This is a genomic window from Cyclobacterium sp. 10D3-21, from assembly GCF_055809755.1.
In genome coordinates this window covers 6724956-6749505 of record NZ_CM147924.1, presented here as the reverse complement: position 1 = coordinate 6749505, position 24550 = coordinate 6724956, and the positions used below count along the sequence as shown (strand labels likewise).

At 39.3% G+C, this 24550-nt stretch carries 20 protein-coding genes and 4 tRNA genes; 9 read left to right on the top strand and 15 right to left on the bottom strand.

Annotated elements, in window-relative coordinates; translation table 11 throughout:
* Window positions 1-4: 4 nt before the first annotated feature.
* The 3 genes from AC0L7T_RS26340 to AC0L7T_RS26330 form a co-directional block, all read right to left on the bottom strand.
* Window positions 5-3271, bottom strand: coding sequence for a DUF1553 domain-containing protein (locus AC0L7T_RS26340; RefSeq protein WP_473339652.1), 3267 nt, complete (start codon window positions 3269-3271; stop codon window positions 5-7).
* 393 nt (window positions 3272-3664) lie between these two features.
* Complete coding sequence (locus AC0L7T_RS26335; protein ID WP_473339651.1) at window positions 3665-4819, bottom strand: DUF4221 family protein; 1155 nt, start codon at window positions 4817-4819, stop codon at window positions 3665-3667.
* 240 nt (window positions 4820-5059) lie between these two features.
* Window positions 5060-6214, bottom strand: coding sequence for a DUF4221 family protein (locus tag AC0L7T_RS26330; protein WP_473339650.1), 1155 nt, complete (start codon window positions 6212-6214; stop codon window positions 5060-5062).
* Between the two features lie 265 nt (window positions 6215-6479).
* Between AC0L7T_RS26330 and AC0L7T_RS26325 the strand changes: the two genes are divergently transcribed.
* Window positions 6480-7577: a transporter substrate-binding domain-containing protein gene (locus tag AC0L7T_RS26325; protein ID WP_473339649.1), complete on the top strand. Its 1098-nt coding sequence runs from the start codon at window positions 6480-6482 to the stop codon at window positions 7575-7577.
* Between the two features lie 83 nt (window positions 7578-7660).
* On the opposite strand, the gene AC0L7T_RS26320 is transcribed toward AC0L7T_RS26325, so the two are convergent.
* Window positions 7661-8203, bottom strand: coding sequence for an RNA methyltransferase (locus AC0L7T_RS26320; protein ID WP_473339648.1), 543 nt, complete (start codon window positions 8201-8203; stop codon window positions 7661-7663).
* 186 nt (window positions 8204-8389) lie between these two features.
* Here AC0L7T_RS26320 and mutS point away from each other — a divergent pair, with 186 nt between their 5' ends.
* The 6 genes from mutS to AC0L7T_RS26290 all read left to right on the top strand — a co-directional run bounded on the left by mutS (window position 8390) and on the right by AC0L7T_RS26290 (window position 13583).
* Window positions 8390-10990 carry a DNA mismatch repair protein MutS gene (gene mutS / locus AC0L7T_RS26315; RefSeq protein ID WP_473339646.1) on the top strand — a complete coding sequence of 867 codons (2601 nt, stop codon included), beginning with the start codon at window positions 8390-8392 and terminating at the stop codon, window positions 10988-10990.
* A gap of 134 nt (window positions 10991-11124) precedes the next feature.
* Window positions 11125-11197, top strand: a tRNA-Gly gene (locus AC0L7T_RS26310).
* Window positions 11198-11290: 93 nt separating this feature from the next.
* A tRNA-Leu gene (locus AC0L7T_RS26305) sits at window positions 11291-11374 on the top strand.
* Window positions 11375-11681: 307 nt separating this feature from the next.
* Entirely contained in the window at window positions 11682-11804 is a 123-nt protein-coding gene (locus AC0L7T_RS26300) for a hypothetical protein (RefSeq protein ID WP_473339645.1), read from the top strand.
* A gap of 242 nt (window positions 11805-12046) precedes the next feature.
* Entirely contained in the window at window positions 12047-12646 is a 600-nt protein-coding gene (locus tag AC0L7T_RS26295) for a DUF6088 family protein (protein ID WP_473339643.1), read from the top strand.
* Window positions 12636-13583 (top strand): nucleotidyl transferase AbiEii/AbiGii toxin family protein, encoded by a 948-nt coding sequence (locus AC0L7T_RS26290; RefSeq protein WP_473339642.1) that lies wholly within the window; start codon window positions 12636-12638, stop codon window positions 13581-13583. The genes AC0L7T_RS26295 and AC0L7T_RS26290 overlap by 11 nt, the downstream gene beginning before the upstream one ends.
* Before the next feature lie 645 nt (window positions 13584-14228).
* Here the strand turns inward: AC0L7T_RS26290 and AC0L7T_RS26285 are convergent.
* The 8 genes from AC0L7T_RS26285 to AC0L7T_RS26250 form a co-directional block, all read right to left on the bottom strand.
* Window positions 14229-16385 carry a transcriptional regulator gene (locus AC0L7T_RS26285; protein WP_473339641.1) on the bottom strand — a complete coding sequence of 719 codons (2157 nt, stop codon included), beginning with the start codon at window positions 16383-16385 and terminating at the stop codon, window positions 14229-14231.
* A gap of 395 nt (window positions 16386-16780) precedes the next feature.
* Window positions 16781-17275, bottom strand: a complete 495-nt coding sequence (locus AC0L7T_RS26280; protein WP_473339639.1) for a hypothetical protein — start codon at window positions 17273-17275, stop codon at window positions 16781-16783.
* Between the two features lie 241 nt (window positions 17276-17516).
* Complete coding sequence (locus AC0L7T_RS26275; RefSeq protein ID WP_473339637.1) at window positions 17517-17900, bottom strand: hypothetical protein; 384 nt, start codon at window positions 17898-17900, stop codon at window positions 17517-17519.
* 524 nt (window positions 17901-18424) lie between these two features.
* On the bottom strand, window positions 18425-18649 hold the full coding sequence (locus AC0L7T_RS26270; RefSeq protein WP_473339634.1) for a GIY-YIG nuclease family protein: 225 nt from the start codon (window positions 18647-18649) through the stop codon (window positions 18425-18427).
* Window positions 18650-18759: 110 nt separating this feature from the next.
* Complete coding sequence (locus AC0L7T_RS26265) at window positions 18760-19005, bottom strand: GIY-YIG nuclease family protein (RefSeq protein WP_473339633.1); 246 nt, start codon at window positions 19003-19005, stop codon at window positions 18760-18762.
* A 110-nt stretch (window positions 19006-19115) separates the two neighbouring features.
* Window positions 19116-19361, bottom strand: a complete 246-nt coding sequence (locus tag AC0L7T_RS26260) for a GIY-YIG nuclease family protein (RefSeq protein WP_473339633.1) — start codon at window positions 19359-19361, stop codon at window positions 19116-19118.
* 110 nt (window positions 19362-19471) lie between these two features.
* Window positions 19472-19717, bottom strand: a complete 246-nt coding sequence (locus tag AC0L7T_RS26255; RefSeq protein WP_473339633.1) for a GIY-YIG nuclease family protein — start codon at window positions 19715-19717, stop codon at window positions 19472-19474.
* A 39-nt stretch (window positions 19718-19756) separates the two neighbouring features.
* Window positions 19757-19830, bottom strand: a tRNA-Pro gene (locus AC0L7T_RS26250).
* A 601-nt stretch (window positions 19831-20431) separates the two neighbouring features.
* On the opposite strand from AC0L7T_RS26250, the gene AC0L7T_RS26245 reads away from it, so the two are divergent.
* Window positions 20432-20505, top strand: a tRNA-Asn gene (locus AC0L7T_RS26245).
* Entirely contained in the window at window positions 20482-20808 is a 327-nt protein-coding gene (locus AC0L7T_RS26240) for a GIY-YIG nuclease family protein (RefSeq protein WP_473339631.1), read from the top strand. Before AC0L7T_RS26245 ends, AC0L7T_RS26240 begins: the two co-directional genes overlap by 24 nt.
* A 261-nt stretch (window positions 20809-21069) precedes the next feature.
* Here the strand turns inward: AC0L7T_RS26240 and AC0L7T_RS26235 are convergent, their stop codons facing one another.
* The 3 genes from AC0L7T_RS26235 to AC0L7T_RS26225 are packed head-to-tail and all read right to left on the bottom strand — an operon-like array spanning window position 21070 to window position 24304.
* Entirely contained in the window at window positions 21070-23052 is a 1983-nt protein-coding gene (locus tag AC0L7T_RS26235) for an alpha-L-fucosidase (protein ID WP_473339630.1), read from the bottom strand.
* A gap of 3 nt (window positions 23053-23055) precedes the next feature.
* Window positions 23056-23943, bottom strand: coding sequence for an IS1595 family transposase (locus AC0L7T_RS26230; RefSeq protein ID WP_473339628.1), 888 nt, complete (start codon window positions 23941-23943; stop codon window positions 23056-23058).
* A gap of 37 nt (window positions 23944-23980) precedes the next feature.
* Entirely contained in the window at window positions 23981-24304 is a 324-nt protein-coding gene (locus AC0L7T_RS26225) for a hypothetical protein (RefSeq protein ID WP_473339627.1), read from the bottom strand.
* Window positions 24305-24550: the final 246 nt, after the last annotated feature.

Sequence of the window (24550 nt, the reverse complement as noted above, 5' to 3'; positions counted from 1 at the left end):
ATTATTATCTTATGGTATACCCTTCCGTGGTATTCATTATTCCATTGATTACGGTAGCCAATGAGGCTACCCGAACTGGATCTAGCGTACTGTCTACCGGTTTGCTACCTGTGCTAAGGTAGGCCATTGCATCACTTTTATTCAGACCAAAGCGTTCTTCTTCCTCTTGATAAAATTGTTGAATGATCTCCATTTCCTGGGCGTCAGCTTGTCTGCCTGTACTTAATTTAAATGCCTTGGCCAGTTGCTCTTCCGGGCGATATTCTTTTATGAGTTTTTCTGCCGTCACTCTTGCTGCTTCTACAAATTGTGGGTCATTTAACAAGACCAGGGCTTGTAATGGCGTACTCGTTTCTGTTCTCCTTACCTTACACTCTGACCTGTCGCTTACATCAAAGATCATCATAGAAGGTGGTCCTGAAGTCCTTTTCCAAATCGTGTACAAGCTTCTTCTGTAAAGTCCATCACCTGGTTCTTGTAAATACCTGTACCTCCAGGATTTGGTAGTAATTTCATCCCAAAGCCCTTCAGGTTGATAGGGGTATGCACTTTCGCTATTCCTGTTTTGTGCTAGCAATCCACTTATGGCAAGTGCATTGTCACGGACCATTTCTGCAGTCATCCTAAAACTAGGGCCTCTTGCCAACAATAGGTTGTCTGGATCTTCTTCCAACAAATCAGGCGTGTTTTTAGAAGATTGCTGATAAGTGGCAGACATCACGATAAGTTTGTGCATTTTTTTGATGTCCCAGCCAGATTCTCGGAAAGTAACCGCTAACCAGTCTAGTAGCTCAGGATGTGAAGGCATGCTTCCTTGATTGCCAAAGTCATCAGAGGTAACGACCAACCCTTTTCCAAAATGCATCTGCCAGATTCTATTGATAAATACCCGGGCAGTCAAAGGGTTGTCAGCATCAAAAAACCACTTGGTTAATCCCAATCGATTTTTTGGCCATTTTTCATCATAGTGAAGAACAGGTTCAGGAATGCCCGGTTCAACTTGTTCCGTAGGCGCATTGTACATTCCTCGGTCTAGGATAAATGTAGGTCTGGGTTTCTCCAAATCCCCCATTACCATTATTTCTTTGATGTCTGTTGTGGTTTTAGCTCTTTCTTTCCGCAATTCTACCATCGATTTTCTAAGGCCAGTGGCTTCGGGATGGTCGGATTTGAAAAGGTAATCGGCGATCAATTCTTTGCTGAATTTATCCCCTTTAACTGCAATAGAGGCTTTGGCTTTTTCTGGATTGGTTTCATACAATACCTCCAAAGCACTTAATTCCTGGTCATAGATCTTCAATTCATCTAGCCCACCCTCTAGGAAAGTCTTCATTTTGTCCCTTACACCCAATACAAAGCCCCTAAATCCGTAAGTATGAATGTCGGGTTTGAATAAAATGGATTTATAAATATTATCGGCAGTAACTGTTACTGGCACCTTTTCCCCGTTGAGGTAAATACCGACTCCATCAGCTTTGCCCAATCCATTGTAAGTAATGGTGAGGTCTGTCCATTTTTTTACAGGGATTGCAGCGACTGTCTTTACCTGTATGGCATTGTCCGGCCAGCTGTAGGCCATGATAAAGTTCAGTTTATTGTCTTCCAGAAATAGAGAATAGCCTTTTAGCCCCAGACGGATGTCTTCACAGTGGGTAAACAATACCGCTTCATGGTAAAGCGTGTCGGGGAATACCGATAGGCTTACAGAGAAAGGATCTGTCTGGTCAAACCAGCCGACTTTATCCGGTAAGCTCAAAGTGGTATAGTCATTGATGAAAACCCCTTTTCCGGCAGCACCATCTTTAATTACTGGTTCTTTTATCACCGCCGCTCCAGGGTTATTGGTCTTTCCAGGGCTTTTAAAAGTGGATTTATTACTTGTTGGAAGCATCGATTCAAAACTGTAAGCTGCTACAAGTTTTGAGGAAAGACTTTTTTGGATTTTGCCTGGTAGATCGGCCTCTTTCAAAGGCTGCTGTACCCCCTCTTTTTTGGCTACTTTTCGCAAATCGTCCAAATGGGTTTCTTTGGACTTAATTTCACTGTCTATATAATTTAAAATCTTGTCTTGTTCTTCGTTTGTAAGCAATAAGGCAGGGCCAGGAACTTGACCTGGGCCATATACCGCAGTGCCCAACTCATTGGTACTGTTGAAAAATGCGGACAATTGGTAAAAGGACTTTTGACTTATGGGGTCATATTTATGGTCATGGCAGCGGGCACATTCCATACTTAAGCCCATGATTGCCTTTCCAACGGTGGAGGTACGGTCAGCTACATATTCTGCTCTGTATTCTTCGAAGACGATACCGGCCTCAGAATTCTTCTTATGAAGGCGGTTAAAGGCAGTTGCCAATATGCTTTCTTGCGTTGGGTCCTCAATGAGGTCTCCCGCCAGTTGCCAGGTGATGAATTGCTTATAGGACATGTTTTTGTTGAAAGCACGGATAACCCAGTCTCTGTAAGGACTAAAATCCCTGTGTTTGTCGTCCAAATAGCCATCTGAATCAGCGTATCGGGCCACATCCATCCAGTCTGCCGCCATCCGTTCGCCATAAGCTGCAGAAGAAAGCAACCTGTTAACTAACTTCTCGTAGGCTCCCGGGTCATCATTTGCCACAAATTCTTCTATTTCTTCCAGAGAAGGAGGAAGACCTGTCAGGTCAAAACTTACCCGACGGATAAGGTTTTCTTTGCTGGCTTTTTCTGCCGGCTTTCGGTTTTTGCTTTTCAGTTTGGCGGCTACAAAATGATCAATTTCATTATTGGCCCAGTCTTTATTCTCGATGTCAGGAACATTGGGTGTTTCAGGAGGAATAAATGACCAATGAGGTTTGTATTTTGCACCTTGTTCAATCCATTTGGTTAGGGTAGCAATCTCTGCTACACTGAGGCTAAGGTTTGATTCAGGTGGAGGCATCATCAGCTCCTTGTCTTCGGTCAGAATTCGGTTTACTACCTCACTTTTACCTGGTTTTCCTGGGACAATGGCATAATGACCAGCATTGCTCTTTAAGCTGGCATATGCAAACTCTTCCAAGTCAAGTCTTAAATCCGCTTCCTGATTGGCAGCGTCAGGACCATGACAGGCAAAGCACTTGTCTGAGAGAATAGGCTTGACGTGGTAATTAAAATCAATGGCCTCTGGAAGGTCTTCATAGGCCAGTTGGATGACTTCAGGTTTCTCCCAGCCACAGCCCACCAAGAAAAGGAGGAATAAGGTGAAAGAAAAGGATAACCTGTATATGATTTTGGGTATGACTTGTGTCATTTATTGTAAATTGAAAATTTTATATGACAATTATTTAGCCAAATGTCATTTGCATTCAGCATAATTTAACGGGTAATTTTTGTCAATAGTTAACCTTAAAGTTATTGAATATCTTTAAGAAATAAAATTACAATTTTACGGTGATGGTAATGACAAATTTTGTCTTGTGAAAATGGCTCGATAGGTTTAATTTCTGCTCTTAACAGGCGTTTTTGTTGTGTATTCGATGGTCATCAAATCAAGGAGTTGTACAATCGCATTTCTTTAAAGGAAAAGGAAAGACCTTTAAAACGATCAACTAAAAATGCAAGCTGACTTTACAGGGAAAAGTATAGGGATGCATTTTTAAGTTTATGGCTTGAAGGAGGTGAAGGCTGCGGCAAAAGAATTTCATTACCAGGAAATGTCGAATCTCACAAAACCCATTTCATCCTCGATATTTTCAAACAGCCATAGTTTCCCGTCTTTGGCAAAATGAAAAGAAGGATAGCCATTTAATTCAGGGACTTTGCCTTCTGCAATTAAATTGAGGTCCTTGTTTAGTACACTTAAGTAGACCTCTGCATCTGAGGGTTGAGTAAATAATTGCCCCTCTTTAAGTTCAGCATTGTCATCATATTTCATTAGATAGGAAAAACGGTAGTAAACCTTCTTTTTTTCATCCCAAACGGGTTTCATATAAGTTATATCTTCTTGAATTTTACGCAAGTAGCCTTCAAACTGAAGTCTATCTCCAACTTCAGCGGGATAAGTTTCACTTTTTTCATTTGCAGTTAGTCGACTGTTGAAGGTGATGTGCCGGAGCGAGTCAGTTATTTCGTTCAGAACATATAACTCACTACTTATCCCAGTTCCCAATATTACTTTCCCTCCTTCTATAGTGAGGTACCGCTGTGTTGTCAACATCATCCTCGTATTCCCATCATTAAGAAATATTTCAAAATTTTTAGCTTTTTCAATACCAGGAATAGCTTTTTTTATCAAAGTTTTGTTTTTCCGATCCATTATCCCCAATAAAATGGTCTTGTTTTCCCGGTTGGAGATCAAGAACGCAATTTTATTACCCTCTGGAGAAATAGCGATCGTATTTTCAGTCCGATCTCTATCATCTAACTGCTCTAATTCTTTACCTATTTTAGTAATATTAAAACCTTCCAGCTTTTCTCCCTGCCAATTGAAAATATTCTCATTAGGGTAAGTGCTAAAAAATAGCAGGTCATCATTAATGAGTGAAAATGCCATTATATATTCGCCAATCCCGTTAGGCCCTTCCTTTTCAAAGGGATATTTTTTTTCAAATTCCAATGAATTTAGGTTGATTTGCTCAATGGTGGATTCCTTAGGATTGAAATTAAAAAGGTATTTTTTATCCTCACTAAGTGCACTTAACCTTAATCTATCATTCAGGAATAGTAATTCCTGACCTGGAGCTATTACGACGGTGTCCATGGTTGTTTCCAGCTCTGGGAGTTTGTCATCTGTCCCCTTTTTAGGATCGCTACAAGCAAAAGTTAAAATGAAAGCGATGCCGTAAATGCTATATTTCATTCCGTTAGGGATTTTGGCTTTTCTGAAAAACCATGAATTATTTTATCTTGATAGATTCAATGTGGTTTTTTATTCTTTTTGAAAATCATTATGGAAAGTTTCCAAGGAAATCTAATAAAACACCAATATGATGGTAAACCTTAATTACACAAGGTTTTGATAATAAGCAATTTAAATCCTTTTCCAAATAGACCTATTTAATACATTTCCTAATGCTATAAAAGAGCACCAATCCGTTTATCACCAATTAATATCCAACCTTACAAAACCCATCTCGTCTTCGATATTTTCAAATAGCCATAGGTTGCCGTCTTTGCCAAAATGAAAGGGAGGGTTCCGGTCCAGTTCAGGGACAGCACCTTCTGCAATCAAATTAAAATCCTTGTCCAAGACACTTAAAAAAACCATTGCTCTGGTGGGTTGAGGGAACAATTGATTCTCTTTTGGTATGGCGTTTTCATCAAAAATATATTGATAAGAAAACCGGTAGTAGACCTGTTTTTTATCATCCCAAACAGGTGCTTTGTAACTGATGTCTTCCTGAATCTTTTGAGCGTACATCATAAATTGACTTCCACTTGAAACTTCTGGCGGATAGGTTCCAGTTTTTTCATTTGGAATAAGCTGGCTATTAAAAGTTATATGTCTTAGCGAGTCTGCGTTTTTGTCTAACACATAGAGTTCACTACTTGCCTCGGTTCCTAGTATCGCTTTTTCTTCTTCAATGTTTAAATAACGTTGAGTACCAACAATGGCAACTGTCCTCTCTTCTACCAATGCAACATCAAAATTTTTGGCTTTCTCAATGACTGGAATTGGGAGTTCTTTAATTGTATTATTGGCTGGTTCTATTAAAATAAAAGTACGTTTTTTATCTTCAAAATTGTGAATTAGAGAAGCAAATTTACTACCATCTGAAGCTATACTAACCGTTTTATAGGGCCTGTCACCTTCTTTTAACTGGCCTAAACTAATTCCTATTTCTTTAATACCAAAGCTTTCTAGTTTTTCTCCTTGCCAGTTAAAAATACCATCGTTATAAAAAGTGCTAATAAAAAGCTTGTCTTCGTTAATGAGTGAAAATGCATGTATACTATGGCCAACTGCATTTGGGCCTTCTTTTTCTAAGCGGTGCTTTTTTTCAAATGCTAAAGTATTAAGGTTGATTTGCTCAATGGTATATTCCTTCGGATTGATATTAAAAAGGTATTTTTTATCCTCACTTAATGTACTTAAGCTCAAATTACTATTTAGGAATAATAATTCTTCTCCTGGATCTATTACGACCGTGTCCATGGTGATTTTCAGGCTGGGTAGTTCACCATCGGCTCCTGTTTTTGGGCTGCTACAAGCAAGAGTTAATGCGAAAACTATGCTATAAATGCTATATTTCATTCGGTTAGGGTTTTTTAGACTAAAAATTTAGCGGATAGTTTTTAGTTTTCCTAAAAATTGAAAAACTACTTTGTTTTAATAAGGACCAACATTAACTTCTTCAATAATTAGTCAAGAGTATTTTCTTGACTCGGGAAATGATATATCTCGCAAGAAAAGGTCAATTGCACATTTAGGGATTGTCTTTGTTCCTTTGGATGTGGTTTAAAATAAATTTATTGAAATAAATCAATAAATTAGGTATTCCATAATAAAAGATACGCACATGTTTAAAATACATCGAAGCTCAATTCTATTTTTCTCTATACTAGGTTTATTTCTCCTAACGACTAACCTTCAAGCCCGTCAATTGCGCTTAGACATTGACACACTGCTTGTGGGTGTGGCAGGAAGTGAGCCGTTTGTCTATGGTGAAGGACAAGAAGTAAGTGGCATTTCCGTGGAAATCTGGGAAGAACTGGCGGCCAAACAAGGATGGAATTATTATTTCAAGTCTTTTAACACCGTGGATGATGCTTTACATTCCTTGGAACAGGGGGCTTTGGATTTGGTGGTTGGGCCTATAAGTATTACTTCCAGCAGGGTGGAAAACTTTAGGTTTTCCCAACCTTTTTATAATTCAAGTTTGGCCATCGTGTCCCGTTCTGAAAAGCAAGGGTATTGGGACAAGATCAAGCCGTTTTTTAGTATTAAATTGTTGATTGCTGTGTTTGTTTTTTTATTCATTCTTGCCATAGTGGGTACCCTATTGTGGTTGGCAGAAAGAAACCATTCCAAAGACCAATTTCCAAAAGATCCAGTAAATGGGATAGGAAATGGGATGTGGCTTGCCATCGTCACCATGAGTACCACAGGATATGGAGACAAAGCACCGATCACACTGACGGGACGAATTATTGCAGGCAGTTGGATGATTATCTCAATTATTTTTGCTACCTCTATGGTAGCTGGTATTGCCAGTACCCTTACTTTGGCCTCCTTAGGCAAATCCCCAGTTTCGAACGTTGAGCAATTGATAAATAAAAATGTGGCGACTATTTCAAATTCTCCCTCGCAAATATTTTTGGAGGAACACTATGCCAAACCTGTGGGAGTATTTACGCTGGAAGAAGCCATTTCCAAGTTAAAGAATAAGGAAGTAGCTGCTGTGGTTTATGATCGCCCACAGTTGTTGTATTACCTTAAAAAGCATGGGGATGAAAATTTGTTTATGGCCAAGGCGGAATACTACAAACAAGGATATGGCTTTGCCTTTCCACTTCAGAGTGCTTTGGTATATGATGTCAACAGGGCCTTGCTCGAAATGTCGGAAGATCAGGATACGGATGAAATAATTGATCGATACCTGAGACGAGATGAATAATGGAATTGACGTGATAAATTAATTAGCAATGGTATTTCATACGGTAGAAAAGCTTATGCCAATACGATATACCATTGCCAAAACTAAACCTTTTTAAAGTCATTGGTTTTAGTCACCATGTCCCATAGGGTTATGCCTATGCTTACCGAAATATTTAGCGAATGTTTGGTTCCAAATTGAGGTATTTCCAATACCTGGTCTGCCGCCAGTACAACATCCTCTTCTACGCCAAATACTTCGTTTCCGAATATAAATGCATAAGGTTTACCCGGTTTTGGCGCAAACTCATTGAGCGGGATGCTGTGAGAAGCTTGTTCGAGTGCGCAGATAAAATAGCCCTCTTTTTTTAAAGCCTTAATTACCTCTATTGTGCTTTCATGATGTTCCCAGTCTACTGATTCAGTGGCGCCCAAGGCTGTTTTTTGAATTTCTCTATGCGGAGGTTGACCAGTAATGCCACAAAGGAAGATTTTTTTTACCCGAAAGGCATCAGAAGTTCTAAAGGCTGCACCTACATTGTTTAGGCTACGAACATTGTCCAATATCAGGACCATTGGGTTTTTTTCTACTTCTTTGTAATCCTCAACAGAGAGTCGGTTGAGTTCTTCCATGCTGAGTTTTTTCATTGGGATTTAATTTGATAATTTAAAATGCTGATTTATTGATTGGTAGGGCTAAGAAAGCCCAATGAAGTTCAAATTTACTTAATTCCAGACGAAAAAAACAGAGGTAACAAAGGCCTTGTAAAAGATTTAGGTTTTGTTTCCCTTACATTCTTAATTAAATTCAGGTCCTAAAACAGAAAAATGACAATGGGCAAGACGAAAGCCAAGGAAACCCCTTTAATGAAACAATACAATGCCATCAAGGCAAAGCATCCCGGAGCCATTTTGCTTTTTCGGGTAGGGGATTTTTATGAAACCTTTGGAGAAGATGCGATAAGGGCCAGTAAAATCCTTGACATTGTACTTACCAAACGTGCCAATGGTTCTGCCTCCCATATTGAGCTGGCAGGTTTTCCTCACCACTCTTTGGATACTTATCTGCCCAAGCTTATAAGAGCGGGTAACAGGGTCGCCATATGCGATCAATTGGAAGATCCAAAAGAGGTGAAAGGGATCGTTAAAAGAGGCGTTACAGAATTGGTTACCCCAGGCCTGGCTTACAACGACAATGTGTTGGACAAGCGACGAAATAATTTTTTAGCTAGTATTCATTTCAGTAACGATCAGTTGGGGATCGCATTCCTGGATCTCTCTACGGGTGAATTTATGTGTGCTGAAGGGCACCAATCTTATATAGAAAAATTGCTTCAGAGTTTTAATCCTTCTGAAATCATTCACTCTAAGGCTGCTAAGGCCGTTGCCGGTAACTTATTAAAAAATGATTTCCACACCTTTCATTGTGAGGATTGGGTGTACCAGCAAGCTTATACCTATGAAAAGCTGACGAACCATTTTGGAACCAAGAATTTGAAGGGTTTCGGAATAGAAAACATGGAATTGGGTAGCACCGCCGCTGGAGCCATATTGTATTATTTAGAAGAAACAGAGCATAAAGAAGTCAAGCATATCGCTTCCATTTCCAGAATAGCAGAAGAGAAATATGTCTGGCTGGATAAGTTTACCATCAGGAATTTAGAATTGGTTTACCCTCAGCAAGAAGGAGGCGTGCCACTCATTCAGATTCTGGACCGGACGCAGACGCCCATGGGCAGTCGAATGATGAAAAAATGGTTGGTCCTGCCATTGAAAGAGAAAGGATTGATCGTAGAAAGACAAAAGTCAGTCAGTTTTTTTTATGAGGCTTCAGAATTAAGGGAGGAGTTGTTTTCCCATCTCAAACATGTTGGAGATCTTGAGCGATTGATTTCTAAAGTGGCTGTGGGCAGAATCAATCCCCGGGAGATGAACCATTTGAAAAAAGCCTTGCTCAGTACCTTGCCCGTTAAAGAATTGCTGGGGAATCAGCAAAATGGTGCGCTAAAAAAACTCGCAGACCAATTGAATCTTTGTTCCTATCTGCTGGAAAAAATTGATAAGGAATTGATGGAGGATGCTCCTATGCTTACCCATCAAGGAGGGATTATCAAGAATGGGGTAGATCCTGATCTGGACGAATACCGCAAACTGGCCAACTCTGGCAAAGATTATCTGGTCCAAATTCAGCAAAGGGAAGTTAAACGGACAGGCATCACTTCATTGAAAGTAGCATTCAATAAGGTTTTTGGCTATTACCTGGAAGTAAGCAATACCCATAAGGACAAAGTGCCACCAGAATGGATTCGAAAGCAAACGCTTGTCAATGCTGAACGGTACATTACCGAGGAGCTTAAGGTGTATGAGGAAAAAATATTGCATGCAGAGGAGCGTTTAATCGCGCTGGAACAAAAGTACTTTCTCTTGTTAGTACAAGATGCGGGAGATTATGTAGCGCAGATTCAGCAAAACGCAAGGGTTTTGGCCACCCTGGATTGCCTCCTGAGTTTTGCAGAAGTAGCTGCTGAGAACAACTATTGTGCACCTAAAATAGCCGATACGGACGCCATAGAAATCAAGGATGGCAGACACCCCGTAATAGAAAAGCAATTGGCAATAGGGGAGGATTATGTGCCCAATGATATTTATTTGGACAATTCCACACAGCAGGTCATTATCATTACCGGCCCGAATATGGCAGGTAAGTCCGCATTGCTTCGGCAAACTGCTTTGATCGTGTTGATGGCCCAAATGGGTAGCTTTGTACCCGCCTCCTTTGCAAGGATTGGCATAGTAGACAAAGTCTTTACCCGGGTAGGTGCTTCAGACAACCTCTCCAAAGGGGAGTCTACCTTTATGGTAGAGATGACTGAGACGGCCAGCATTTTGAATAATCTTTCTGACAGGAGTTTGGTACTTATGGATGAAATCGGAAGAGGTACTTCTACCTATGACGGGATATCCATTGCCTGGTCCATTGTAGAGTATCTGCACAACCATCCCAAATGCAAAGCCAAAACTTTGTTTGCAACACATTACCATGAGCTAAATCAGCTGGCCAATGATTTTCCCAAAGTGAAGAATTTTAATGTGGCGGTAAAAGAGTTGGGCAATAAAGTGGTCTTTATGCGCAAGTTGCAGGCAGGAGGGAGTGAGCATAGTTTTGGTATCCATGTGGCCCAGATGGCAGGAATGCCAAATCCTGTGGTGTTGCGCGCTGCAGAGATTATGAAATACCTTGAAAAGGACAAACAGCTTCACCAGCACAAGGAAAACATCAAAGACATACCAAAAAACAATTATCAATTGAGCATGTTTGAATTGGACCCAAAATTCAAGGAAGCGAAGGATTTATTGGAGGCGCTTGACATCAATACTATTTCTCCTGTGGAGGCATTGTTAAAATTAAACGAAGTAAAAAAGATGTTGGAATAATTTAGTGCCTTTATTGTCAGGCAGGTAGCATTATGTTGATAAAAATTTCTTTCGTTGTATTGGACTTTAAAAATTAAGGCGTAAATTTGCATCACAATCACGGAAATAAAAGTTTTTCTGTGTACCAATGACAAGCGAAAGTAGCTCAGCTGGTAGAGCACGACCTTGCCAAGGTCGGGGTCGCGAGTTCGAATCTCGTCTTTCGCTCATATAAAGCCCTTATTTAAGGGCTTTATTATTTAGATGGCGATTTTTGTGGAAATGGGTTTTCCTTTTTCTATATTAGTTGTCGCTAATGTTGCCGGGATGGTGGAATAGGTAGACACGCAAGACTTAAAATCTTGTGGGGGTAACCCCGTGCGGGTTCGATTCCCGCTCCTGGTACAATACTTATTCTTTATTAAGGCAAACATTTAAAAAGCCGCTTAAATTTATTTTTAAGCGGCTTTTTTATTGGTGATTTTTTAACGGTTAATGGCAGGCCTATTTTTTATGCTGGGTATAACATAGGTGGAAAATTTTATTTCTTTTGGGTTCCAATCTTTTTACAAGTGATGAACTTATTCTAATAAAAATGTATATCTAATATTAGATCTGCGGAAGTCCGAAGCCCTTGACTCGTTGGCAACATTTTTGAAGAAACACGTTCGAATTACCTTTTAAAATATTGAATCGTTAAAAAATTATTTCAATGGTTTATATCATTGTTATTTCTTTCAATAGCATGAACCTGAAGAACTCTATGGGATTTTTCAATCCTATCAGGCTTATGATGAGTGTGGTGAGTATTTTGAAAGAGGGAGGCAGTATTTAATATGGGTGTTCAGAAAGATGCACTAAAGGACAATATGAACGATTTGATAGATCCTCTAGATGTGCGGATTAACAAGATAAATGATAAAGGCGATCAATATAAAGATTGAAATATTGATTTGGGTAGATAGTAAATTCCATCCTATAACAATTTTTGAAACTCATATTTTGCATGAATTTTATATGAAAAAACTTGCAAAATGAAACCTGTAATGTTAGAATTGTGTTGAAAGATTATAAGCAATGAATAAACTCAACGAATTAAAGCGACATTTAAAACCAGGAAGGGTCTACAGAAGAGATGATCTATTGAAATGGTCAACCTCTGTGGATCGCCATTTGCAAGAGTTAGTTGTAGCAGGAACACTTAAAAAACTTGCACAAGGCCTTTATCACTATCCTAGAAAAACAGTATTTGGAGATGTGCCGCCAGAAGAGGGTGAGTTGCTTAAAAGCTTCCTTAAGGAAAATCGTTTTTTAGTCACCACCCCTAATGCCTATAACCAATTAGGAGTTGGAACAACACAGCTCTATAACAAGCGAGTAGTTTATAATTACAAGCGTCATGGAAGATTTGAACTCGGCGGTCGCAAGTTTGATTTTGTGCAAAAACATAATTTTCCTAAAAAGGTAACACCTGAGTTTTTGGTTGTTGATCTGGTGAATAACCTGGATACATTAGCTGAAGATAAGACCGAAGTCCTGGAGAATGTATTTAAAAAATTGGAATCTATGAACGTGTCCAAATTGAAAAAGTCAGTGACTGAATACGGGAGTGTTCGAACTCAAAAAACCTTGCTTCCAAAATTACTAATCCTGGAAAGCAGTGCTTATGCCAGCTAATTACCTGCACAGTCGCCCTGATTTTATAGATCTGATCAATATCATTTCCGTAGAGAAAGGAATTGATCCTTATTTGATCGAAAAAGACTATTGGATTATGCATGTTCTTTTTGGCTTAACTCAGCAGGACTTTGAATTTGATCTAAAAGGTGGGACTTCTCTTTCCAAGGGGTATCAGGTTATTGATCGTTTTTCTGAAGACATTGATCTCTATATAAAACCCCAGAAGCACCTAATGGTCAATGAGACCAGTGAGAAAAAAAATGCCATAAAATCCCGACAAGTATACTACGATTATTTAGCACGCAAAATCCAAATAGACGGCATTATTGAAATTGGACGAGATTTTGAGTTTGATGATACCGCTAAATATCGAAGTGGTGGTATTCGCCTTTTTTATGATGCTGTTGTTGATAGTGTAGATGGTGTTAAGGAAGGAATTCTATTGGAAGCCGGATTTGACACGGTCACTCCTAATAGCCCTAAAACCATTAGTTCATGGGCTTATGATAAGGCTTCAGAAACTGAAGGCATAAGGATAATCGATAATCGTGCAGTAGGTGTTAAATGCTATCATCCTGGGTATACATTTGTCGAAAAGCTTCAAACCATAGTAACCAAATACAGACAGGAGCATGAAACAGGTATCCAAAAGCAAAATTTAATGCGCCAGTACTACGATCTTGCCAACCTTCTGAAATTAGAAGAGGTGCAAGAATTTATTGGTTCAAAAAACTATGAAAACCATAAAATAAAGAGATTCCCTAAAAAGGATTTAGAAACACCTCTTCAAAAGTGCGAGGCATTGCTTCTTCCAGATGACAAGATGAAAGCGTTTGAAGAAAGATATATCGCAACCAAAGCACTTTACTATTCTGGTCAACCACCATTCAAAGAATTAATTAGCACAATCCAAAACTCAATAGCGCATTTTTAGTCCTAATGATTAAGGGCTCTTGGGACAATAACTGGGAGAGACTGAACACTAATATTGATTGCAGTATCACAATAAGAAAGATAATTTACAATACAATTAAGTTAGATTGATCACATTGTCAGGTCGGCAACGTGATAAAAACGAATGCGCCTTCTCTGTGATGCAGTACTGCTAAAGCCGGTTTAACTGGTCCCTAAATGGATTTACAAGAAATGGACTTACCATTTCAGTAATAGTTTCATCCTAAATATACAATAGACCTTAAGAAAAACAATTACCCTAACTGACAAGCAAGATGATTGGATTAAATCTCAGATTAAAAACGGTGATTTTGCTAATAAAGGCGAATATCTCCACGACCTTGTGAGGAAGGATCAAAACCAGAATGAAGCATGTCTGAAGACCAAAGCGGCTATTGAGTAAGGGTTTAATAGCGGAATTAGCGATTTAAATGTTTCTGGTATCATGAAAGAGGTGGAAGAAAGGATGCCTAAGGATGGCCGATTATAAATTATCTAGGACAGCATATGGATTACCAAAAACACCTTTAAATCAATTTGTATATTTGTCAATTTCAACCAATTTGCCCGCCGGAATTGCTACTTCTCTTGATGTCTTTTCCTCGAATTGCTATTTTGGATTTTCTTACTCCCAATACCCATAATACCTCCCCATCCAATACGCGACCAGGTAGTAGGTGCCACTTACTTCTGTTTTCCCGCCACCTCCGATGTCTAGCTGTTTTGGATTGGTATTCCACCTGAAAGTGTTTCCTTCAGGCGAGGGTAGGGCTGTATAGGCCTGCGGGCTTCTTCCTCTGCCTGGGAACTCATCCACTTTCAAGTCCCAACGGTGACTGTTGTCTACTGACCAGGTTATCAAATCCAAAGGAAAAGTCTGTATTTCCCTGAGGGCGATGTTCAAATCCATATCTTCTTTTAATAGTGCGCTAGCAAAAACATTCCAAACCGGCATATTGTCTGAGCGGACTGCTTTCCAGGACCTGTTGAGACTTTGCAAGTACAAGGGGTAAGAAAGATCGTCTTTAGGTGTGTAGTTGAGCAAGTTGTAGTAGGGAAGGAAATTTAGAATGTCATCAGAGTGACTGATGTCAAATGGGTCAGTCATCTTGGCCTCAAGTGCGTTGATGGCATAACCTTCTTTTTCTATAAGGTGTTGGTAGACTTTTTTGTATTTCGCCTTTCCTGTAAAATGATAGGCCGTTTGCAAAGAGGAAAGGATCTGCAAGGAGTTTAGTCCTTTTTCATACAACCAATTGGAAGATCTGTTCAGGGAGTCAGGGGTCCATATGGCCCACCTTGTTGGTTTTCCATCGTAATCGATCAATTGCAAATCATTGTCGACAATGTGACCGACGATACGATCAATAAGGTTTACTACTCTTTTTTTATCGTCTTCGTCAGCTACCAGGTCGTGGTACAAAGACATGGAAAGCAGATGCCCTACGATCTCATCAGAACTTGTGTCGTCTAACCATTGCCATTTGCCGTCTGGTGATGGGTGCCAGTTTTTTGGATGAGGAGACCTTGAAGGGGCCAAAAGATCTTCTGACCTTACATAGGACCTGGCGGGATAGCCTGGTATTCCTGTGACTGTCTCCAGTCTTTCCAGGGCTTCGAAAGTTCGCTTTGCCTTTGTTTTGGCATCTTCACTTTTGGTGACGCCATATCTGAATGATTCGGCAATCAGGTAGCAGGAAGTCCAGAGGCCGTCATTGTCTTGGTTTTCCAAAAAGCTACTGTTGATGTCTCCTGCTATTGCCAGTTTGGACCTGTTGACGATGCCGATTCGGTTGTGTCTTTTTTCGATAATCTCTTCTATATCATTGGCTTTTTCTTCCAGAGTCATGGCTTTCAGTCCTATTTCGGAGATGCCATTGGGCGTCGCCACCCATACTTTTCCCGGTTCGAGAGGGAGGATATCATTGACCTGGTTATCAGACAACCATCTTTTGCTGGTGTAATACCTCCAGTTTTTTCCTTTGCGGATCAAACCTTTCGGCGTGCCTATCCATAACAAGCTATCCGTTTCGAGTATTTTTGTTGCAGGGCCGTAGGGGAGACCATCTGCGCCCCTTTTTAGCCAATGATTGCCATCAGCGGCAAGGGAGGCGATTGCCTTTGGCGAGCTAAATAAAATGTCTTTACCATTTAATCCGGTGGTTACTGTCAGGTATTGGCTGTCATGCCCGAGTGCCAAACCTATTTTATCCATGTCCAGCCAAACTCCTGATTTTTTTTGCCAAAGACCTTCGTCAGCTGCAATCCATATTATGCCTTCATTGTCCCGGGTTATTGCATTGATTTTTATGTCAGAAAAGGTGGCGACTTTTTCCCATGTTCCATTCCAGCTATACAGTCCGTGGGTGGTTCCAGCCAATAAGGTGTTGCTATCTATCCAATATGTACTTGTGATGGATTGACGTCCGTCTGTTCGTGGAGGGTTTGGTATTCTATCGCCTTTTTCAGACCAAATGGTTTTGTCATTGTTCATCCATACTGTTTGGGAGTTGTCCGAAGTAGCATTGATTATACCTGAAACAAAAGGTTGTCCTGTCCATTTGTCCTTTTGGTGGTAAAATATACCATGGGAGGTAACTGCTTTAATTGTATTGCCGTGTTTGAATAATTTCAAGACGTCTAAACCAGCATTAAGAGGGAGTTCAATTTTTTTACTGACTTCCTGGTAATAGGAGCCAGAAGCTATTTTCTGAGAAAAAACCTGGGCTGTGCTGAAGTGTAAGCAGACCATTAAAAAAACAATAAATTTAAAGACTTTCATGTTGTTAAGATTTCAATCAGACTGAATGAGGTTGCAAGGGTGATTTTTACGTTTCATTGAAATATTGAAACTCCTTGATTTACTACTTATATTAGGTGTAATAAGGCTATTTAATTCGAATTTGTAAATGAAATTGACCTATTGGTGTCATTCTGCTACTTCTTTCGGCGCGTCAATTTAGGGCGAAACTGTTTTTAGTAAATTTAACCCGGATTATGTAATAGAATTCGTGATAGCCTGTCCCGTGTTTACGGGAAGTGTTGCAATCGCAAGAAAATCAGGCTGTTTGGAGATTTTAGCATAGCACCGCTATGGTGAAATTGAAAACAGCAACGAAGTGGCTGATTTTAAAGCGATTTCAGCACGTAATAGAATGTCTATTGCATATTTCGGGTTTAATCAACTCTGTTGTATATTGGAGAGGGGGCGCAGGAAGAGAGGGCTATGTCATTGCATGGGGTGGCGACCAATAATTTCATGCCCTTGTCTCTGTATTCTAATGTGGAGGAAATAGGGGCAATACTATTATTGATAGCTACAGGGTTTAAGTCATCAAGTTCTCCCCAAGGTTTATCGTTATCTATAAAAAGATTTTGGTTAGGCATGAAGGTGATATTGTTGCCGTCCAGTTGGTAAGTGCCGGTTGAGAAAAAATAATACCCTACTAGTTCTCCTGAATTTGGCTGTCGGTAAGCAATGGATTTGGTGAAAGTCCTGTCTTCATTGATTACAAGTGTTGCGACGCTATTCAGTCCATAGCCCTCATGCAAATTTACAACTTCCCAAGTATCATAAAGGCTGCCATTTGAAAAATTATCCTCCCAGTTTGTGCAGGAGCTTATGCTTGTAGCAAACCAAATTAAAAGGGTTAGAAAATTTGTACGTTTCATGATGGTTAATAAAGGTGTTTAATTGTCAAGACGATTTACTTTTTACATTTGTCCTAATTGCTTGCAACTGAGATTTAAAATTAGGGTTTTTAATTGAAAAGTGTAAATGAGTAGGTAGTCAGTCTATTATAGACTGAATGCTAACAAAGTTAGGAAGAGATTCAAAAAGTAAAAAAGTGGTGTATTTCGGTAGGATCCATCACGAAAAAGTAAGGGTCGGTTTTTTTAGTCTTGTATAAGGCTATGAAAAGGTCATGTTGTCAAAAATATGCAGTTCAATGTGCTCGCCGTTGTCCATAAAGTAGCAATCTGCCAAATTTTCAACAGGGAGTTTATTGTTAGCGTCTTTTTCGAAATGACCCAGTTTTCCTCTTCCGTGATAATGGTAAGGTAAGCTGTAAAAAAAGCGAATCGTATATTTCTCTACACTTTTTATGGCTGTTTCGAAAGCCATATTACGGTAGGTGATAAAGTATTTTACAAGATGATTTCGGATTTTATTTTGGGCTGACTTGGCCAATAAAGGAGGTAAAAAGAACCTGTTGGCAATTTTTTCTCCATTGGGATCATCAGACCCAAATGGGTAATGGTGGATGTCTAATAAATCAGCAGTTACTAATTTCATTGGATATAAGTTTAAATCTTAGTTGATAACCTAAAAACACAACCTGTAATAGGTATAGCTCTTTTATCGGTTACCATTAAATTAAAGCATGTTTAATATCTAAAATAAATATTTTAATATCAATATAAGCATGTATACCTAGAAATCCAATGAAAAAAGGTAAAATTAAATTGTTAAAGTTATAAAAAATCTTTAATCTCTGAAAATGATAAGGGTTTATGATAGAAGTTAAAGGGGAGGGGTAAAAATAACTTGTGCCTTGAGAAGTATGTTCAATAAGTATTTAAGGTGTTTCGGGGGATGAGAGGCAATCTGAATTTATTTAACTTTTGTTATATGGCATTATAAGAGGCTATTCTTTCACACAGTAATTCTCTTTCACACAGTAATTCATAAAAAATGCCAGACCGGGTTATCCCAGCCAGGCTTCTCGTCGGGGTGGCCGGATTTGAACCGACGACCCTCCTGACTCTTGTCAGGATACGCTGTATCGTTTGTTATTGACTATTTATCGTTAAGTCCTTTTAAGTACCTACGGCTTCCATTTTTTTTATTTGAGTTTCTTTTCGAACGGCAGAAGGACGATCATCAAAATATTCAACATGAACTATTTCCCATGGAATCCCTGCTTTTGTAGATTTATTCCGACCCGATTGATGACGCTCAAACCGCTCTATATGGTTTTTACTCTGACCCACATAATAACGGTCAAGTGAAACAGAATACAATATGTAGACAGAATAATTCATAAAAAATGCCAGACCGGGTTATCCCAGCCTGGCTTCTCGTCGGGGTGGCCGGATTTGAACCGACGACCCTCCTGACTCCCGTCAGGATACGCTGTATCGTTTGTTATTGACTATTTATCGTTAAGTCCTTTTAAGTACCTGCGACTTCCAATGTTTTTTATTTGAGTTTCTTTTCGAACGGCAGAAGGACGATCATCAAAATATTCAACATGAACTATTTCCCATGGAATTCCTGCTTTTGTAGATTTATTCCGACCCGATTGATGACGCTCAAACCGCTCTATATGGTTTTTACTCTGACCCACATAATAACGGTCAAGTGAAACAGAATACAATATGTAGACAGAATAATTCATAAAAAATGCCAGACCGGGTTATCCCAGCCTGGCTTCTCGTCGGGGTGGCCGGATTTGAACCGACGACCCTCCTGACTCTTGTCAGGATACGCTGTATCGTTTGTTATTGACTATTTATCGTTAAGTCCTTTTAAGTACCTACGGCTTCCAATGTTTTTAATTTGAGTTTCTTTTCGAACGGCAGAAGGACGATCATCAAAATATTCAACATGAACTATTTCCCATGGAATCCCTGCTTTTGTAGATTTATTCCGACCCGATTGATGACGCTCAAACCGCTCTATATGGTTTTTACTCTGACCCACATAATAACGGTCAAGTGAAACAGAATACAATATGTAGACAGAATAATTCATAAAAAATGCCAGACCGGGTTATCCCAGCCTGGCTTCTCGTCGGGGTGGCCGGATTTGAACCGACGACCCTCCTGACTCTTGTCAGGATACGCTGTATCGTTTGTTATTGACTATTTATCGTTAAGTCCTTTTAAGTACCTACGGCTTCCAATGTTTTTAATTTGAGTTTCTTTTCGAACGGCAGAAGGACGATCATCAAAATATTCAACATGAACTATTTCCCATGGAATCCCTGCTTTTGTAGATTTATTCCGACCCGATTGATGACGCTCAAACCGCTCTATATGGTTTTTACTCTGACCCACATAATAACGGTCAAGTGAAACAGAATACAATATGTAGACAGAATAATTCATAAAAAATGCCAGACCGGGTTATCCCAGCCTGGCTTCTCGTCGGGGTGGCCGGATTTGAACCGACGACCCCTTGCACCCCATGCAAGTACGCTACCGAGCTGCGCTACACCCCGAGATTTAATTAATTGTTACTATTTTAATTTTAACGGGAGTTCGATCAGACGACCCTCCTGACCTTTGTCAGGACACGCTACCGAGCTGCGCTACACCCCGAGATTTATTTAATTGTTACTATTTCAATTTTAATGGGAGTTCGTTCAGACGACCCTCCTGACCTTTGTCAGGACACGCTACCGAGCTGCGCTACACCCCGAGATTTAATTAATTGTTACTATTTTAATTTTAATGGGAGTTCGTTCAGACGACCCTCCTGACCTTTGTCAGGATACGCTACCGAGCTGCGCTACACCCCGAGATTTACTATTAAAACACCCTTATTTGTTTGCCTAAATAGGAAGGGCAAATTTAATTTATTTTTAATTAATTAAAAATGATTCATTTCAAAAATATTGTCAAGAATAGAACTTGAATGAATGCTAAAAAAATGATTTACTTTTTTTAATTTTTTTTAATTATATAAGTGCTTGATATAGAAGATCATTTTTTTTCAATTGAAAAATATTTGAAAAAACCATAGCCTCTTGTTTGGAAAAAATTAAGTAACCTGTTATGTTTGCATCTCAATTAAGGCAAAGGCCTTAAAAAACAACAAATTCCTCCTTAGCTCAGTTGGTTAGAGCATCTGACTGTTAATCAGAGGGTCCTTGGTTCGAGCCCAAGAGGAGGAGCTAAAGCCAGCACAGATAGTGTTGGCTTTTTTCGTTATGGATCAGTATTATGTCTATATCTTATATTCTGAGTTAATCGATAAATTCTATGTTGGACAGACAGGGGACATCGACAAAAGACTCCTATTTCACAACGATTCTCAAAGGAATAACATCTGGACTAAAAGAGGGATACCCTGGGTACTCAAACAAGCGATTCCCTTCAACTCTAGAACAGAAGCATTGAAGGCTGAAAAATTTATAAAAAATCAGAAATCTAGAAAAGTAATTTTAGATATTATTCAAAACGGATACAATAAATAATTTAGAGCATCTGATCCCGGTCGACCGGGAAGGGTCCTTGGTTCGCCTGTCCCGAGATCAAAGTGAATCGGGAAGCCCAAGAGGAGGAGCTTAAAAGTCCACTTACATAAGAATGTAAGTGGACTTTTTTTTAGGAATTTTTATAATAAGAAAGACCTAAAAGTGGGGGATTGAGATGAAATAAATAGGGACAAAAAAATAGCAGCAGAAAATAGTTTTCCGCTGCTATTTTCAATTTAGCAGTCAAAATTAAATTGCCACCTATTTTACCAATAGTCCAAGTTCTGCTATTGCAGCAAATGTATTGCCTCCGGCAATTCTTTTGGCTTCAAGTTTTATATATCTTGTTTTTATAGGGCTTCTAAAGTCATGCCGTCTCAAAGTAGGGTCATTGATTAGGTTACCAAACTCAAAACCCTCTAGAAGTTGCCAGTTTTTTCCATCTGAGCTGTAATAAATATTTCCTAACTCTATCATGCCCTCTTTGTCCTTTGATGGTGGCAAATAGGTGAATCCTGTAATGGTTTGAGAGGTGCCTAGGTCCACAGTTATTTGTTGTCCCCTATTTTTACTTCCTATTGCCTTGTAATAACTTTCTTGTTTACCGTCAATTGCGTTGAAAGCATCATGATTAACTTCAGAAGAGGATGTGCTTACAATTTTCCAATCTCCATTGACGGCTCCGAAGAGGGAATTAGTGATTGCACCACGATCATTTTTACCAAATGCTGCTGCTGTTACTTCTCCATGAGACAAATGAAAAGGTCCTTCATACAAATTAGATTCGCTGTTGGGCTCACTTCCATCTAAGGTATACCTTATGCTTAGGTCTTTATTGAGGCTCCCGGCAATATCTTGTTCATAGGTCTTCCAGCCAAAATCCACTTTTTTTGGCGCAATGCTTATCATACCTTTTAGGTTTCTTTCAATGGTTAATTGTGGAGGACGGGTTTCATAATAGTAAGCAGCCACCTTATTGATGGCGGGAATATACCTTTCTTCATCTACTGTAATCCGGAGCTTATTGGTGCTTACTTCAGGAAATCGGAGGATGTTTTTATAGCCTATATTGTATCCATGTGCCATTTCTTTCCATTCCCCATCAAGTAAAGCTTCCAATGTGAAGGCCGCCACTCTTTCACCTTGAGATTTGATTGCTTCTTGGATAACCAATCGATTCATTTTTATGGGGGCTTTCAAGCTAATCTCAAATGATTTTGATTGGTCGAGTAAAATAAAGCTTTGGTCATCATTGTCCAAAACCTCTTTGGGTCCTTTGGCATCAATTAATAAATCTTTACTATAAGTATTCCTTATTCTCTTGCCTACTTTCTTAAGTACTTTTACATCCCTATCAGGAAAAAGCCCTTGGATGTTAGGGGGGATGTTGAGAAGGAAGATTGAGTTTCCACCAACAGCTCTTTCGTACATGTCAAAAACGTCATCAGCACTTCTTACTCCTTGTTCGTGGTCATTTCGGTAAAACCAGCCTTCTCTAATGGAAGTATTTGTCTCTGCAGGTTGATAGTGCAAATATTTAGCCGTGTATAAATTTTCCAAAAAAGCAACTTCTTCCCCGGTAATGTCTTCAAACCGATTCATCTGATTAGGGTTTTCCTGATATGGGATAACATTCCATTCTATCTTTCGAGTTTGCCCTGATTCATTGCCACACCACCTGATGTCTTGTCTGCCAAAAATAACAGCTTCAGGGGCTAGTTTTCTGATTAAGGTTTTCCAGGAGGAGTAATCATAGGTTTGGCCACCTTTTCTTTTCGGGTGGGCGCCATCAAACCAAACTTCTTTTATAGAACCATACTCGGTAAGTAATTCAAAAAGTTGATTAAGGAAATATTCATTATAATCATCTACCTCAAATTCGAAAGTAGTTTGGTTTTCAAAAGGCCTTCCTTTTACAACTGCAGGGATGGTTCTTTTCGTTTTTTTACTAAGATTTCCATACAGACCCAAAGGGTTTTCGATTTGGTACAAATCTGCAGGAGAAAGGTATACACCAAGGTCAAGCCCATATTTTTCGCAAGAGGCAGCGAGGTCTTTCAATACATCGCCTTTGCCATTTCTAAAACCTGTAGACATCAGGCCATGTGTGGTGTACCTTGATTGCCATAATACAAAGCCATCATGATGTTTGGCAGTAAAGATCACCTTGGTCATGCCAGCAGCTTTCATTGCTTCGCACCATTGGTCCGTATCAAGTTCTTTTAAATCAATTGAATAAGGCACTTATCAAATAAAGGATTTGTATGGATAAGGTGGCTTTGCCACCATCCTTTGCATTAGGTTTTCAAAAATCCCTTCTTTCATTTTGTGCCTATTGTATCTGTAGGTATACTCATTGATATAAGGTTGAAGGTTCCTAACAGAATGATGAGTTCCCCTCAGCCAGGCCTTGAACATCATTATCACCCGATGCATCTGTTTAAAATTTTCGCCTTTTTTTCCAGATTTTTCACGTACAAGTTTCGGGAAATGTTCCTCCATACCCTTGTAGCCACTCCAGCAGTCAGTCTTAACTTCGGCGTCCTTATCGATGTAATCTTTCATAAATCCTCCAAGATTGACCTTTGAGGCGGTTTCTATAACTCTTCCGTACCAACGAGAAACACCGCCTAATCCCCTTTCTATGCCCACCACCATGATTTTCTTTTTCCCCTCGTTTCTTCCCAATGCTTTGTCGTCCTGACCGCCTACGTATGATTCGTCTACTTCTACTTTCCCCATCATCGGGAAGTTCTGGCTGCTTTCCATCGCCTTCATCACTTTCTGCTTAAAGAACCAGCAGGTCTTTTGCCTAAGCTCAAGCCTACGGCTTAATTCACCGCTACTGACACCATTCTTGTCTGTAGAAACATAATAAACGATATAGAATGCTTTAAGAAGTGAGAACTTACATTTATGAAAAAGGGTACCAGCCTTTGGAGACTCTAGCCGGCCACATTTAGTACATTGCCTATCAAACTCATTAATCCCCTTGCAATAGTGGTTATGGTTACACTTTTTACAAACATATCCATCCTTCCACTTCATATCTGCCAAATATTCATAACATGACCTGTCATCAGGGAACCGCTTCTGAAATTCAAATATTGATAGACTCTTATATCTTTTTTCCATAAAATCAGTGTTTAAAGGAAATATAGCCCTATTTTTATCATTTAACAAACGCCTTATTCAATAAATCAAATACGGTAGGATCCTCCATGCCGGAACCCCATTCTTTGGCCGTAAAAGTATTTGGGCCAAAATGAACAAAACCAATAAACTCATCTTTAAGCGCATTGTATAGGTTTTCTGTCGGTACAACATGGGCAGCCTTGAGACGAATGCTGTCTTGGTTGTCATCCTTGTCAATGTCATAAGTTGATCTAGGTGCTAATAAAAAGCCATTCTTTGAAGGACTGCAAGCAATAGAGATGAGCAGGCAAAGGCCTATCAAGATTTTCGTAGGCTTCTTTGGGTCTAAGGCTGATTTCATATTGAATGTTTTGTTATTTTTTTATATAAAAAACCAAACATAATAAAAAAATTTATTTTTCTGTAAAGGGTTTGGTCTTATATTAGGTTTTATTCCTTGGGAGGTAAATAATATTTTTCTACCTTGGAGTTGTGGAATAGATCGCCTCCCAATTGTCATTCGAAACGAATGAATGGATGAAAACAAGGGAATATTGAAAAGGGGAGTTCCCAAAGAAATGAATATAAAATAGTAAAAAAAATATCG

Coding starts and splice junctions, on each gene's coding strand:
- AC0L7T_RS26340 (WP_473339652.1), bottom strand. CDS start 3,271: ATGACACAAGTCATACCCAAAATCATATACAGGTTATCCTTTTCTTTC.
- AC0L7T_RS26335 (WP_473339651.1), bottom strand. CDS start 4,819: ATGAAATATAGCATTTACGGCATCGCTTTCATTTTAACTTTTGCTTGT.
- AC0L7T_RS26330 (WP_473339650.1), bottom strand. CDS start 6,214: ATGAAATATAGCATTTATAGCATAGTTTTCGCATTAACTCTTGCTTGT.
- AC0L7T_RS26325 (WP_473339649.1), top strand. CDS start 6,480: ATGTTTAAAATACATCGAAGCTCAATTCTATTTTTCTCTATACTAGGT.
- AC0L7T_RS26320 (WP_473339648.1), bottom strand. CDS start 8,203: ATGAAAAAACTCAGCATGGAAGAACTCAACCGACTCTCTGTTGAGGAT.
- mutS (WP_473339646.1), top strand. CDS start 8,390: ATGGGCAAGACGAAAGCCAAGGAAACCCCTTTAATGAAACAATACAAT.
- AC0L7T_RS26300 (WP_473339645.1), top strand. CDS start 11,682: ATGGTTTATATCATTGTTATTTCTTTCAATAGCATGAACCTGAAGAAC.
- AC0L7T_RS26295 (WP_473339643.1), top strand. CDS start 12,047: ATGAATAAACTCAACGAATTAAAGCGACATTTAAAACCAGGAAGGGTC.
- AC0L7T_RS26290 (WP_473339642.1), top strand. CDS start 12,636: ATGCCAGCTAATTACCTGCACAGTCGCCCTGATTTTATAGATCTGATC.
- AC0L7T_RS26285 (WP_473339641.1), bottom strand. CDS start 16,385: ATGAAAGTCTTTAAATTTATTGTTTTTTTAATGGTCTGCTTACACTTC.
- AC0L7T_RS26280 (WP_473339639.1), bottom strand. CDS start 17,275: ATGAAACGTACAAATTTTCTAACCCTTTTAATTTGGTTTGCTACAAGC.
- AC0L7T_RS26275 (WP_473339637.1), bottom strand. CDS start 17,900: ATGAAATTAGTAACTGCTGATTTATTAGACATCCACCATTACCCATTT.
- AC0L7T_RS26270 (WP_473339634.1), bottom strand. CDS start 18,649: ATGAATTATTCTGTCTACATATTGTATTCTGTTTCACTTGACCGTTAT.
- AC0L7T_RS26265 (WP_473339633.1), bottom strand. CDS start 19,005: ATGAATTATTCTGTCTACATATTGTATTCTGTTTCACTTGACCGTTAT.
- AC0L7T_RS26260 (WP_473339633.1), bottom strand. CDS start 19,361: ATGAATTATTCTGTCTACATATTGTATTCTGTTTCACTTGACCGTTAT.
- AC0L7T_RS26255 (WP_473339633.1), bottom strand. CDS start 19,717: ATGAATTATTCTGTCTACATATTGTATTCTGTTTCACTTGACCGTTAT.
- AC0L7T_RS26230 (WP_473339628.1), bottom strand. CDS start 23,943: ATGGAAAAAAGATATAAGAGTCTATCAATATTTGAATTTCAGAAGCGG.
- AC0L7T_RS26225 (WP_473339627.1), bottom strand. CDS start 24,304: ATGAAATCAGCCTTAGACCCAAAGAAGCCTACGAAAATCTTGATAGGC.